The organism is Nocardioides sp. ChNu-99 (genome assembly GCF_029493445.1).
Taxonomy (GTDB): Bacteria; Actinomycetota; Actinomycetes; order Propionibacteriales; family Nocardioidaceae; genus Nocardioides.
This window is the reverse complement of the sequence record NZ_JAHWBL010000015.1, coordinates 51,143-63,707: the sequence shown is the minus strand read 5'-3', so window position 1 is coordinate 63,707 and position 12,565 is coordinate 51,143. Positions and strand designations below refer to the sequence as shown.

The window sequence follows — 12,565 nt, the reverse complement described above, 5'->3', positions numbered from 1 at the left end:
CGGCGGGCCCGGCGCCCGTCCCGGCGGTGCTCCCGGTCGCGGTGGCCCTGGCGCCCGTCCCGGCGCTGGTGGCGGCGGCGCTCCCGGGCGTGGCCCCGGTGGCTTCGGCGGCGGTCCTGCCGCCGGTCGCCCCGGTGGCGGTCGTCCCGGTCAGCGTGGCGGCACGCAGGGCGCCTTCGGTCGCCCCGGCGGCCCGTCGCGTCGTGGTCGCAAGAGCAAGCGCGCTCGTCGCCAGGAGTTCGAGGCCATGCAGGCCCCGACGCTGGGCGTCAAGGGCGTGCGCAAGGGCGGCGGCGAGACGATCCGTCTCTCCCGCGGCGCCTCCCTGACCGACTTCGCCGAGAAGATCGGCGTCGACGCGGCCCAGCTCGTGCAGATGCTGTTCCACCTGGGCGAGATGGTCACGGCGACCGAGTCGGTCAACGACGAGACGCTGGAGCTGCTCGGCGACGAGCTGAACTACACGGTGCAGGTCGTGTCCCCGGAGGACGAGGACCGCGAGCTGCTCGAGTCGTTCGACCTGGAGTTCGGTTCCGACGAGGGCGACGAGTCCGACCTCGTCATCCGTCCGCCGGTCGTGACCGTCATGGGTCACGTCGACCACGGGAAGACGAAGCTCCTCGACGCGCTGCGCAACGCCAACGTGGTCGACAAGGAGGCCGGTGGCATCACGCAGCACATCGGCGCCTACCAGGTCCGCACGGAGGTGGACGGCACCGAGCGCCGCATCACCTTCATCGACACCCCGGGCCACGAGGCGTTCACCGCCATGCGTGCCCGTGGTGCCCAGGCGACCGACATCGCGATCCTCGTGGTCGCGGCCGACGACGGCGTCATGCCGCAGACGGTGGAGGCGCTCAACCACGCCAAGGCCGCCGGCGTGCCGATCGTGGTCGCGGTCAACAAGATCGACAAGCCGGACGCCGACCCGACGAAGGTCCGCGGCCAGCTGACCGAGTACGGCCTGGTGCCCGAGGAGTACGGCGGCGACGCGATGTTCGTCGACGTCTCGGCCAAGGCCGGGCTCAACCTCGAGGGCCTCCTCGAGGCGGTCGTCCTGACGGCGGACGCCTCGCTCGACCTGCGGGCCAACCCGACGCAGGACGCGCAGGGCCTCGTGGTCGAGGCGCACCTGGACCGCGGTCGCGGCCCGGTCGCCACGGTGCTGGTGCAGCGCGGAACGCTGCGCGTCGGCGACTCGCTCGTCGCCGGTCCCGCCTACGGTCGCGTCCGCGCCATGCTCGACGAGCACGGCAACGAGCTCACCGAGGTCGACCCGGCGCGTCCGGCGATGGTCCTGGGCCTCTCGGCGGTGCCGGGTGCGGGCCAGAACTTCATCGTGGTGGACGACGACCGCATGGCCCGTCAGATCGCCGAGAAGCGGGAGGCGCGCGAGCGTGCCGCCCTGCAGGCGAAGCGCCGGGTCCGCCGCACCCTCGAGGACTTCATGGCCTCGATGGAGAAGGGCAAGGACCAGGAGCTCAACCTGATCCTCAAGGGCGACGTGTCCGGCTCGGTCGAGGCGCTCGAGGACGCGCTGTCGAAGATCGACGTCGGCGACGACGTCAGCCTGCGCGTCATCGACCGCGGTGTCGGTGCGATCACCGAGACCAACGTCGACCTGGCGGCCGCCTCCGACGCGATCATCATCGGCTTCAACGTCCGCCCGCAGGGCAAGGCGACCGAGATGGCCGACAAGGAGGGCGTGGAGATCCGGTACTACTCGGTGATCTACCAGGCCATCGAGGAGATCGAGGCGGCCCTCAAGGGCATGCTCAAGCCGGAGTACGAGGAGCAGGTCCTGGGCCAGGCGGAGATCCGTGCGATCTTCCGCAGCTCCAAGATCGGCAACATCGCCGGTTGCATGGTCGCCAGCGGCACGATCCGGCGCAACGCCAAGGTCCGGGTGCTCCGCGACAGCAAGGTCGTCGCGGACAACCTCGACCTCTCCTCGCTCAAGCGGGAGAAGGACGACGCGTCGGAGGTCCGGGAGGGCTTCGAGTGCGGCCTCGTGCTGCGCAACTTCCAGGACATCAAGGAGGGCGACATCGTCGAGGCCTTCGAGCTGCGCGAGATCCCGCGCGGCTGAGAACCGTCCCGACCGGCCGTCGGCCGGGCGCCGCGGCGCCCCGCCCCCGGCGGGGTGCTAAAGGCCCGAGGTAGGACAAGATGGGGCGCTACCCCCCGGGGGTCTCACCCCCCCCCCGCGCGGCGGGGGCGGGGCCCCCCGGCCCCCCGCCCCACGGCCGGTTCGTCACGACAGGAAGAACGACATGAGCAACCCCCGTGCCCGCCGCATCGCGGACCGCATCCAGGTCGTCGTGGCCCAGATGCTGGAGCGCCGCCTCAAGGACCCCCGGCTGGGCTTCGTGACCGTGACCGACGTGCGGGTCTCCGGTGACACGCAGCACGCCACGATCTTCTACACCGTGCTCGGCGAGCAGGACTCGCTCGCCGGCACGGCGGCGGCGCTGGACTCGGCCCGCGGCATGATCCGCTCCGAGGTCGGCAAGCAGCTCGGCACGCGCCACGTCCCGACGCTCGAGTTCGTGCCCGACGCGCTGCCCGAGACCGCGCGCCACCTCGACGAGGTGCTGGCGAAGGCGAAGGCGCTCGACGAGGCCGTCGCGGCCTCGCGCGTCGAGCAGTACGCCGGGGAGCCGGACCCGTACCGCAAGCCCCGCGAGGACGACGACCTCGACGAGGACGACGAGGACGACACGGACGACCTCGACGAGCACGACGACCTCGACGACCTCGACGACACCGACGGTCCGGCCGAGGACGCGTCGCCGCGATGAGCGAGGCCCCCACGGGCATCGTCGTGGTGGACAAGCCCGGGGGCATCACCTCCCACGGCGTCGTCGGTCGCGTGCGCCGGCTCGCCGGCACCCGCAAGGTGGGCCACGCGGGCACCCTCGACCCGATGGCGACCGGCGTCCTCGTGCTGGGCGTCGGGCGGGCGACCCGACTGCTGGGCCACCTCATGCTCACCGAGAAGGGGTACGCCGCGACCGTGCGGCTCGGCGTCGCGACCTCGACGGACGACGCCGAGGGCGAGGTGCTCGCCGTACGCCCGGCCGGTCACGTCACGGAGGCCGACGTGCGCACCGCCCTCGCCGGCTTCGTCGGCGAGATCGACCAGGTGCCCACCGCGGTCTCGGCGATCAAGGTCGACGGCAAGCGGGCCTACCAGCGCGTGCGCGACGGCGAGGACGTCGTGCTCGCGTCGCGCCGGGTCACCGTCCACGAGCTGGTGGTCGACGCCGTCCGGCCCGCCGAGGTCGACGGCACGCCCGTCCTCGACGTCGACGTCGAGCTGCGCTGCTCCAGCGGCACCTACGTGCGCGCGATCGCACGCGACCTGGGCGCCCTGCTCGGCACGGGCGGGCACCTGACGGCGCTGCGCCGCACCGCGGTCGGGCCGTTCGACCTGTCCGCGGCGCGCACGCTCGAGCAGCTCGACGACGCGTTCGCGCCCGTGCCGCTGGCCGAGGTCGCCCGCCGGGTGTTCCCGGTGCTCGAGGTCGACGCCGACGGCGAGCGCGACGTGCGGGTGGGGCGCTCGCTGGACCGGCCGGCCGCGCTGCCCGGCCACGCCGCGGTGGACCTCGCAGAGGAGGGCGCCGCCGCCCCGCCGCTCGCCGTGCTGGGCCCCGACGGGGACTTCCTCGCGCTCTACCGCGCCGCGGGCGAGCGGCTGAAGCCGGTCGCCGTCTTCGTCTGAGTCCCGTCCCGGGAGCCGAGGCGGCCCGCCGTCGCGGGCCATGGGGGTGGCAGGCTGTGCGGATGCACTCCCTCCCCGACGAGGCCGCCCGCCTCGAGGCCACCGAGCGGTGGTTCGCGGCGCACGGCCTGCCGTACTTCGTCCTGTCCGGGCAGACGCGGGCCCGCGCGGCGCTGCGACCGGTCCGCGTCGTCCCCGGTCTCGTCCTCGTCGTGCTCGCGACCGTCCTGGTGGGTGTCGCCCTGGCCTGGGCCGGCTCCGACGTCGCGCTCGCCCCGGCCACGCTGCTGACGGGCGCCGGGCTGGCGGCGGTCGGCTACGCGGTCCTGGCCCTGGGGGCCCGCCCGATCGTGGCGTGGGCGGTGGGGCGCACGTTCGGCAGCCTGCGCCAGCTGCTGCCCACCGTCACCCGGGCCCTGCCGCTCCTGCTCGTGTTCGTCACGTTCCTGTTCATCAACGCCGAGGTCTGGCAGATGTCGGCGAGCCTGCCGGCCGGCTTCCTGTGGCTCACGGTGCTCCTGTTCGGGGCCATGGCGGTGGTGTTCCTCCTCGTCCGCCTGCCGGAGGAGGTCGACCGCGTCGACGACAACGTGGACGACGCGCTCCTGCTCTCCGCCTGCCACGGCACCCCGCTGGAGGGAGACGCGGCCCGCCTCGTCGCGGACGAGACCGCCGACCCGACCCGCAACGTCGTGCTGAACCGCTTCGAGCGGTGGAACCTGCTGCTCGTGCTCATCGTCGTGCAGGGGGTCCAGGTGCTCGTCGTGGTCGCCTCGATGTTCTGCTTCTTCGTGCTGTTCGGCGCGCTGACGATGCGCCCGGAGGTCGCGGAGGCGTGGACCGGTGGCGCGGTGAGCTCGGTGCCGGGCCTGCCCGGACTGACCGCCGAGCTGCTGGCGGTCTCCGTCTTCCTGTCCGCGTTCTCGGGGCTCTACTTCACGGTCGTCGCCGTCACCGACGACACGTTCCGGGGCCAGTTCTTCACCGGGGTGCTGGGCGAGCTGGAGCGCGCCATCGGGGTCCGCGCGGTCTACCGGGAGCTGCTGGACCGACGCGCGGACGCGCCCGGCGCTGTGCGAGGCTGACGTCAGCACTGGCGAGCGTCGCGACGACGCGGGTGGAGAGGAGTCTGCTGCGGTGGTGCAGGTCTGGCGTGCGCTGGCCGACGTCCCCGACGACCTCGGTCGCACGGTGGCGGTCATCGGCAACTTCGACGGGGTCCACCTCGGTCACCAGCACGTCGTGCGCCGGGCGCGGGAGCTCGCCGACGAGCTCGGCGTGGCCCGGGTCGTCGCCGTCACGTTCGACCCCCACCCCATCGCCGTGCTGCGCCCCGAGCACGCCCCGCCGACGTTGAGCACCATCGACGCGCGGGTGGCCCTGCTGAGCGAGGCGGGCATCGACGACGTGCTCGTCGTGCCGTTCGACCGCGGCGTGGCCGCGTGGACCCCGGAGGAGTTCGTCGACCGGATCCTCGTCCAGGCCCTGCACGTGCGGGGCGTCGTGGTCGGCGCCAACTTCCGCTTCGGCAACCGGGCGGCGGGCGACGTCGCCACGCTGCAGGAGGCGGGCCGCTCGCGGGACTTCGTCGCGGAGGGCATCGCGCTGGACGGCGGGCCCCAGGTGTGGTCGTCGACCTACGTGCGCAACTGCCTGGCCGCCGGGGACGTCGAGGGCGCCGCGGAGGCGCTCGGTCGCCCGTTCACGGTCCGCGGGGTCGTCGTCCAGGGCGACCAGCGGGGCCGCGAGCTGGGCTACCCCACGGCCAACGTGCCCACCACCGGCCTCGCGGCGGCCCCCGCCGACGGTGTGTACGCCGGGTGGCTGCGCCGCACCGACACCGGCGAGACCCACCCCGCCGCCATCTCGGTCGGCACGAACCCCACCTTCGACGGGGAGCGCGAGCGGCGGGTGGAGTCCTACGTCCTCGACCGCGCCGACCTCGAGCTGTACGGCGTGGAGGTGGAGGTCTCGTTCGTCGCCCGCCTGCGCGGCATGACGCGCTTCGACGGTGTCGAGCCCCTCCTCGTGCAGATGGCCGACGACGTGGACCGCGCCCGCGCGCTCCTCGCGCCCCCGGGCTGAGCGAGCCCCTGACGGTACGACGACGGCCCGCCCCCTCGAGGGGGCGGGCCGTCGTCGTACCAGCGGGCGGGCGTCGCTCAGTCCTCGGCGTCGAGGTCCTTCTCGACCAGCGCGACGATCGCGGCGACGGCCGCCTCGTCGTCGCCGGTGACCTCGACGGTGTCGCCGTGGCCGGCGCCCAGGGTCATGATCATCAGCGCGGAGGCCGCGTCGACGGGCTCGTCGCCCGGCAGCGCGATGGTCACGTCGGCGTCGAGCTCCTCGGCGGCCTCGGCGATGATGCCCGCGGGGCGGGCGTGGAGGCCGACGGCGGAGCCGACGACGGCGGTCGTGGTGGGCATGAGCGGGTCCTCTCGGTGGGTGGGCGGGGTCAGGCGGTGACGGGGGAGCGGTCGCCGGCGGCGGCCCCGGTGCTCCCGGTGCCCGTGGCGCCGGTCGTCACCCCCGTCTCGGCGTCGGGGAGCGCCGGACGGGTCCAGGTCTTGAGCGCCACGACCGCGAGGGCGGCGGCGACGACGCCGACGGCGAGCGAGATCAGGAAGCCCACGACGTTGCCGACGGCGAAGAGCACGAAGATGCCGCCGTGCGGGGCCCGGACCGAGACGTCGAGGGCCTGCGACAGGCCGCCGGTGACGGCGCTGCCGAACATGATGGCGGGGATGACGCGCAGCGGGTCGGCCGCGGCGAACGGGATCGCGCCCTCGGTGATGAACGAGGCGCCCATGAGCCAGCCGGCCTTGCCGTTCTCGCGCTCGTTCTCGGTGAACAACCGCGGGCGGAGCACGGTGGCCAGCGCGAGCGCGATCGGCGGCACCATGCCGGCGAGCATCACGGCGGCCATGATCTTCAGCTCGGGGGCGTCGCTCGCGAGGCTCGCGCCACCCACGCCGACGGCGGCGAAGCTGTAGGCCACCTTGTTGAGCGGGCCGCCCATGTCGAACGCCATCATCAGGCCGAGGATGACGCCGAGCAGGATCGCGTTGGAGCCCGACAGGGAGTTGAGGCCGTCGGTCAGGTTCGTCATCACCCAGTTGATGGGCTTGCCGAGCACGAGGATCATCACCAGGCCCGCGACCACCGAGGTGACCAGCGGGATGATGAGCACCGGCATGAGGCCGCGCATCCAGCTCGGCACCTTCCAGCCGGCGATCCAGTGGGCGATCACGCCGGCGAGGACGCCGCCGACGATGGCGCCGAGGAAGCCGGTGGCCGGGAGCCCGGTGGCCGGGTCGCCGCTGTCGGTGACGTTGAAGATGTTCATGGCGAGACCGCCGACGATGAAGCCGGGGGCGATGCCCGGGCGGTCGGCGATCGCGTAGGCGATGTAGCCGGCCAGCGCCGGGATGAAGAACATGAACGCCGTCTTGCCGATGATGAAGAGCAGCGCGCCGAGGTACGCCGCGAGGCCGGAGCCGAGCAGCACGTGGTCGAGCCCGTACGCCGCGGGGTCGGGCAGGTCCGCCAGGGAGTGGTCGACGGCGATGTCGCCGTACGCGTCCGTGATGTCGTAGCCGCCGAGCAGGAAGCCGAGCGCGATGAGCAGGCCGCCCGCCGCGACGAACGGGATCATGTAGGAGACGCCGGTCATGAGCACGCGCCGCGTGCGGCCGCCCCACGACTCGTTCTCGCTGCCCCGCTCGCCGGGCGACGCGCCCGGGCCGTCGCCGTCCACGCGGGCGGCGTTCGGGTCGCTGGCGGCCGCGAGGGCCTCGACGATCATCGCGTCCGCGTCGTCGATGGGGCGCTTGACCGAGGAACGGACGAGCGGCTTGCCGGCGAAGCGACCGCGGTCGCGCACCCCCACGTCGACGGCGAAGATCGCGGCGTCCGCCGCGGCGATGACGGACGGGTCGAGCGGCGTCGACCCGGCCGAGCCCTGGGTCTCCACGTGGAGCGTGACCCCGGCGCGGCGGGCCGCGGCCTCGAGGGCCTCGGCCGCCATGTAGGTGTGGGCGATGCCGGTCGGGCAGGCGGTGACCGCCACGAGCGACGGGGGGTTGCCGACGTGGCGGCCCGGGTCCGTCGCGGCGCCGCCGGCGGGGGTCGTGGCGGCGCTCGCGGCGGTGGCTCCCGTCGCGGCGGCGGGTGCCGTCGTACCGGCCGGGGTGGCGGCGGGCAGCGAGACGACCTCCTCGACGATCGTCACGACCTCCTCGGGGGTGGTCGCCGCGCGCAGCGCCTGGGTGAACGCGGGCTTGGCGAGCGCGCGGGCGAGCTGCTGCAGGATCTTCATGTGCAGCGCGCCGCCGCCGTCGGGGGCGGTGATGAGGAACGCGAGGTCGGCCCCGCCGTCCTTGGCGCCGAAGTCCACGCGCGGCGCGAGCCGCGCGAAGGTCAGCGTCGGGTGGGCGACGCCCGCGGTGCGGCAGTGGGGGATCGCGATGCCGCCGGCCAGTCCGGTGGCCGACTTCTCCTCGCGGTCGCGCACGTCGGCGAGCACCGTCTCGGGGGCGTCGGTGCGGCCGGCCTCGGCCAGCACGGCGACGAGGGCGCGGATCGCGTCGTCCTTCTCCGGCCCGAGGTCGGCGTCGAGCCGGACCAGGTCGGGGGTGATCAGCGCGGGGCTGGTGTCGTGGGTCATGAGTCACCTCGGGTGAACGGGACGGGGGAGACGGCGACCAGCTCGGGACGGACCTGGTCGGGGAGCGGAATGGTGGTGCCGGGGAGCCCGGCGGCGGCGCTGCCGTAGGCGACGCCGAGAGCGAGGCGCTGCTCGGCGGGGAGGCCCCGCCGGCAGCCGAGGAGGTAGCCGAAGAGGCTGGAGTCGCCCGCGCCCACCGTGCTGACCACGGTGGTGGGGGGCGGGGTGGCGTGCCAGGCGCCGACGGCGCCGGTCGCGTCGCGGTGCAGCAGGACGGCGCCGTTGCCGCCGAGGGTGGCGAGCACCGTGCCCACGCCCTGCTCGAGGAGCTGGTGCGCCGCCGCGGCGGTCGCGGCCGGGTCGGCCTCGAGGACGTCGGCGTCGGCGCCGGTGAAGGAGGCCAGCTCCTCGGCGTTGGGCTTCATCAGCTCGGGGGCCGAGCCGGGGAGCGCGGCCACGAGGGCCTTGAGCGGGGCGTCGCTCGTGTCCACCGCCACGCGCGTGCCGCGCGAGCGCAGCCGGGCGGTGAGGGCGGCGTACCACTCGGGCGGCGCACCGGGGGGCAGGGACCCGGCGAGCACGGTCCAGTCGGCCTGGCCGGCGTGGTGCAGCAGCACGTCGGTCAGCTCGTCCAGGACCCGGGCGTCGACCTCGGCCCCCGGGCTGTTCAGCTTGGTCGTCGTGCCGTCGGGCTCGGCGAGCGTGACGTTGACGCGCACGGGGCCGCTCGGGTGCACGGGGCGGCAGTCGACCCCGCCGGCGAGCAGCTCGAGGACGAAGGGGTCCTCCCGCAGCGCGGGGAGCACGGCGATCGAGGGCTCGCCGGCGGCGACGGCCGCGCGGGAGATGTTGACGCCCTTGCCGCCGGGCTGGGACGTCGTGGTGGCGACCCGGTGCACGGCACCGCGGGCCAGCCGCTCGGTGAGCGCGACGGTCTGGTCGACGCTCGGGTTCGGGGTGAGGGTGAGGATCATGCGAGGTCGACCTCCAGGCCGGTGGCGCGCAGGGCGGCGAGCTCGCCGGGGTCGGCGTCCGTGGTCGTGACCAGGGCGTCGACCTCGTCGAGCTCGGCGAACTTCCGGGTGTGCTCCTCGCCGACCTTCGTGCCGTCGGCGAGGGCGACGACGGAGCGGGCGGCGGCGACGAGCGAGCGCTTCACCGCGGCCTCCTCCGCGTCGGGGGTGGACAGGCCGTGCGCGGTCGAGATGCCGTTCGCGCCGACGAAGGCGACGTCGACGCGGAGCCGCTCGAGGTGGACGACGGTCTCGGGGCCCACGGCGGCCAGCGTCTGCGGGCGCACCCGACCGGGCAGCAGGTGCAGGTCCAGCTGGGGCAGGCCCGCGAGGCGGGCCGCGATCGGCACCGAGTGGGTGACCACCACGAGGCGGTGGGCCGGCGGGAGCGCGGCCGCCAGGGCCGCGGTGGTGGTGCCCGCGTCGAGCAGCACCGTGCTCCCCGGGCTCGGCAGGTAGCGGACCGCGAGGCGCGCGATGCGCTCCTTCTCGGCCGTGCGGGTGCGGCTGCGGTCCGCCACACCGGCCTCGATGACGTGGAGGGCGTCGGCGGGCACGACGCCGCCGTGCACCCGGCGCACGAGGCCCCGGCGCTCGAGGCCGGACAGGTCGCGGCGCACCGTCTCCGTCGTCACCGCGAACTCCGCGGCGAGCGCCGTCACGGACATGCGGCCCTCGGCCGCCACCCGTTGGGCGATCGCGTTCTGTCGTTCCTCGGCGTACATCTCCGCCTCCCTGGGCCGCCCGGTCGCGCCGGCGCTGATCCGGACGATCTGTGTTCGTGTTGTTCTATGCCCGTTCATGTTGACTGTCAAGGGGTCGGGGCGCAAACTCGGGGCATGGTCACCGCTGACTCCGCCGGCTCCGCTGCCGCCACCGGCCCCGCCGCTCCCGCCGCTCCCGCCGCCCCCGTCCGGACGCGCCGCGGGACGCCCGTCGTGCCCGGCGTCGCGCACGCCCCCGTGCTCCGGGTGGCGACGGAGGTCGACCCCGCGGCCGTCGCGGCCCTGCGCGCCTCGGCGCCGACCGAGGAGGAGCCCGCGCTCGCGGCGTACGACGCGGCTGCCGCAGCCGTCGCGGACGGGTACGTCGCCCGCGCCGCGCGGGTCGAGGGCGCGGCCGCCCAGGTGCTCACCGCGAGCGCCGGTCTCGCCCGCGACCGCGGGCTGCGCTCGGGCGTGCGCAAGCAGCTGCGGGGCGGGGCCGACCTGCTCGGCGCCGTCGAGTCGGCGGTCGACACCTTCGTCGCGCTGTTCGAGCAGCAGGGCGGCCTGATGGCCGAGCGCGTCACCGACCTGCGCGACATCGAGCGCCGCCTCGTCGCCCGCCTGGCCGGCGCCCCGGAGCCGGGCGTCGTGCTCCCGACCACGCCGGTCGTGCTCGTCGCCGCCGACCTGGCGCCCTCGGACACCGCCGGCCTCGACCCGGCCGTCGTGGTCGGCCTGGTGACCGAGCGCGGCGGCGCGACCAGCCACACCGCGATCATCGCCCGCCAGCTCGGGATCCCCTGCGTGGTCGGCGTCGCGGGGGCCCTCGAGCTGCCCGACGGCGAGCCCGTGCTCGTGGACGGTTCCGCCGGCACGGTCGAGCTCGCGCCCGACGCCGAGGAGGCGGGGTCCCGCGTCCGGGCCGACACCGAGCTGCGCGCCGCCACCGCGGCGTGGACCGGCCCGGCCGCCACCCGCGACGGCGTGCGGGTCAAGCTGCTCGCCAACGTCGCCGACCCCGCCTCCGCGCAGGCGGCGGCGAGCGAGCCGGTCGAGGGCGTCGGCCTGTTCCGCACCGAGCTGTCCTTCCTCGACCGCCCGACCGAGCCGACGGTGGCGGAGCAGGCGGACATCTACGCCGAGGTGCTCGCGCCGTACGCCGGCCGGGGCCAGCACGTCGTCGTGCGCACCCTCGACGCCGGTTCCGACAAGCCGATCGCCTTCGCGACCCACGAGGGGGAGGAGAACCCCGCCCTGGGCGTGCGCGGCCTGCGGCTCGCCGCCGACAACCCCGCGCTGCTGGCCCACCAGCTCGACGCGGTGGCGGAGGCCGCGCGGCGCACCGGCACCGAGGCGTGGGTCATGGCGCCCATGGTCGCCACGCGCGACGAGGCCGCGGCCTTCGCCGAGCAGGTGCACGCCCGGGGCCTGAGGGCGGGGGCGATGGTCGAGGTGCCGGCCGTCGCGGTGCTCGCCCACCGGGTGCTCGAGGTCGTCGACTTCCTGTCGATCGGCACCAACGACCTGACGCAGTACACGATGGCCGCCGACCGGCTCGCCAGCGACCTGGCCCACCTCACGGACCCGTGGCAGCCCGCGGTGCTCCACCTCGTCGCCATCACGGCGGCGGCGGGCCAGCAGGCCGGCAAGCCCGTCGGCGTCTGCGGCGAGGCCGCCGCCGACCCGCTGCTCGCCTGCGCGCTCGTCGGCATGGGCATCACGTCGCTGTCGATGGCGCCGAGCGCGGTCCGCGCCGTCGGCGCCATGCTCGCCCGCGTCACGGCCGACGAGTGCCACCAGGTCGCCGAGGCCGTGCTCGCCGCGTCCGACCCGACGGCGGCCCGCGCCGCCGCCCGGGCGGTGCTCGCCGCGGCCGAGGGCGGGCAGCCGGAGGCCTGAGCCCCGCCGTACCGCGCTGTTTTGGGGGCGTCGCGGCGCCGCTGGTACGTTTCTCCGGTTGCCGTCAGGACGGCCGCGGAACCCAGTGCCCGGGAGAACAGGCCCCGGCGCGCCGCGCAACGAGTCGAGAGGAGCCCGCATGTCGATCGGAACCGACGCGGAGACCAAGAAGAGGATCATCGCCGAGTACGGCACGACGCCGGGCGACACCGGCTCGCCGGAGGTGCAGGTCGCGCTGCTGAGCCACCGCATCGCGCACCTCACGGAGCACCTGAAGCAGCACAAGCACGACCACCACAGCCGTCGTGGCCTGCTGCTGCTGGTCGGCCAGCGCCGCCGCCTGCTCAACTACCTCAGCAAGACGGACATCAACCGGTACCGCTCGATCATCGAGCGCCTCGGCCTCCGTCGTTGATCGCGCCAGGAGCGGTCGCCCACCCGGGCGGCCGCTCCTGCTGCATCCGGCCTCCTTCGTCCAGCGGCGCCGAGCCGCTATCGTCGGAGCCGTGCGCGCCGCCCGACGGCGCGCCCCGCACCACCGGCACCACCCCGT

11 protein-coding genes are annotated in these 12,565 nt (G+C 75.0%); 7 read left to right on the top strand and 4 right to left on the bottom strand.

The window, feature by feature from the left end; translation table 11 throughout:
- The 5 genes from infB to KK617_RS07370 form a co-directional block, all read left to right on the top strand.
- On the top strand, positions 1-2,089 hold a 2,089-nt coding region (gene infB, locus KK617_RS07390), incomplete at its 5' end, for a translation initiation factor IF-2 (protein ID WP_277499163.1).
- A 184-nt stretch (positions 2,090-2,273) separates the two neighbouring features.
- The gene (gene rbfA / locus KK617_RS07385) at positions 2,274-2,801 is read left to right on the top strand and encodes a 30S ribosome-binding factor RbfA (RefSeq protein WP_277499162.1); all 528 of its coding nucleotides are present in this window, start codon (positions 2,274-2,276) and stop codon (positions 2,799-2,801) included.
- On the top strand, positions 2,798-3,727 hold the full coding sequence (gene truB / locus KK617_RS07380; protein ID WP_277499161.1) for a tRNA pseudouridine(55) synthase TruB: 930 nt from the start codon (positions 2,798-2,800) through the stop codon (positions 3,725-3,727). The genes rbfA and truB overlap by 4 nt, the downstream gene beginning before the upstream one ends.
- A gap of 62 nt (positions 3,728-3,789) precedes the next feature.
- A complete protein-coding gene (locus tag KK617_RS07375) occupies positions 3,790-4,812 on the top strand; it encodes a hypothetical protein (RefSeq protein ID WP_277499159.1) in 1,023 nt (340 codons plus the stop codon).
- A 55-nt stretch (positions 4,813-4,867) separates the two neighbouring features.
- Positions 4,868-5,812: a bifunctional riboflavin kinase/FAD synthetase gene (locus KK617_RS07370; RefSeq protein WP_277499173.1), complete on the top strand. Its 945-nt coding sequence runs from the start codon at positions 4,868-4,870 to the stop codon at positions 5,810-5,812.
- A gap of 77 nt (positions 5,813-5,889) precedes the next feature.
- Here KK617_RS07370 and KK617_RS07365 read toward each other — a convergent pair whose 3' ends face one another.
- From KK617_RS07365 to KK617_RS07350, 4 genes are read right to left on the bottom strand one after another with little or no spacing between them, the layout of a single operon-like run.
- Complete coding sequence (locus KK617_RS07365) at positions 5,890-6,153, bottom strand: HPr family phosphocarrier protein (protein ID WP_277499157.1); 264 nt, start codon at positions 6,151-6,153, stop codon at positions 5,890-5,892.
- 29 nt (positions 6,154-6,182) lie between these two features.
- Positions 6,183-8,393, bottom strand: a complete 2,211-nt coding sequence (locus KK617_RS07360; protein WP_277499156.1) for a fructose-specific PTS transporter subunit EIIC — start codon at positions 8,391-8,393, stop codon at positions 6,183-6,185.
- Positions 8,390-9,367, bottom strand: a complete 978-nt coding sequence (locus tag KK617_RS07355) for a 1-phosphofructokinase family hexose kinase (RefSeq protein WP_277499153.1) — start codon at positions 9,365-9,367, stop codon at positions 8,390-8,392. The genes KK617_RS07360 and KK617_RS07355 overlap by 4 nt, the downstream gene beginning before the upstream one ends.
- The gene (locus tag KK617_RS07350) at positions 9,364-10,221 is read right to left on the bottom strand and encodes a DeoR/GlpR family DNA-binding transcription regulator (RefSeq protein ID WP_277499150.1); all 858 of its coding nucleotides are present in this window, start codon (positions 10,219-10,221) and stop codon (positions 9,364-9,366) included. Before KK617_RS07350 ends, KK617_RS07355 begins: the two co-directional genes overlap by 4 nt.
- 24 nt (positions 10,222-10,245) lie before the next feature.
- On the opposite strand from KK617_RS07350, the gene ptsP reads away from it, so the two are divergent.
- Together ptsP and rpsO are read left to right on the top strand one after the other, a co-directional pair.
- The gene (gene ptsP / locus KK617_RS07345; RefSeq protein WP_277499149.1) at positions 10,246-12,012 is read left to right on the top strand and encodes a phosphoenolpyruvate--protein phosphotransferase; all 1,767 of its coding nucleotides are present in this window, start codon (positions 10,246-10,248) and stop codon (positions 12,010-12,012) included.
- Between the two features lie 139 nt (positions 12,013-12,151).
- The gene (gene rpsO, locus KK617_RS07340) at positions 12,152-12,427 is read left to right on the top strand and encodes a 30S ribosomal protein S15 (RefSeq protein ID WP_277499148.1); all 276 of its coding nucleotides are present in this window, start codon (positions 12,152-12,154) and stop codon (positions 12,425-12,427) included.
- The last annotated feature ends 138 nt before the right edge of the window (positions 12,428-12,565 follow it).

Bases quoted from the DNA above. Each gene is read 5' to 3' on its own strand.
- rbfA (WP_277499162.1), top strand. From the start codon at position 2,274: ATGAGCAACCCCCGTGCCCGCCGCATCGCGGACCGCATCCAGGTCGTC.
- truB (WP_277499161.1), top strand. From the start codon at position 2,798: ATGAGCGAGGCCCCCACGGGCATCGTCGTGGTGGACAAGCCCGGGGGC.
- KK617_RS07375 (WP_277499159.1), top strand. From the start codon at position 3,790: ATGCACTCCCTCCCCGACGAGGCCGCCCGCCTCGAGGCCACCGAGCGG.
- KK617_RS07365 (WP_277499157.1), bottom strand. From the start codon at position 6,153: ATGCCCACCACGACCGCCGTCGTCGGCTCCGCCGTCGGCCTCCACGCC.
- KK617_RS07360 (WP_277499156.1), bottom strand. From the start codon at position 8,393: ATGACCCACGACACCAGCCCCGCGCTGATCACCCCCGACCTGGTCCGG.
- KK617_RS07355 (WP_277499153.1), bottom strand. From the start codon at position 9,367: ATGATCCTCACCCTCACCCCGAACCCGAGCGTCGACCAGACCGTCGCG.
- ptsP (WP_277499149.1), top strand. From the start codon at position 10,246: ATGGTCACCGCTGACTCCGCCGGCTCCGCTGCCGCCACCGGCCCCGCC.
- rpsO (WP_277499148.1), top strand. From the start codon at position 12,152: ATGTCGATCGGAACCGACGCGGAGACCAAGAAGAGGATCATCGCCGAG.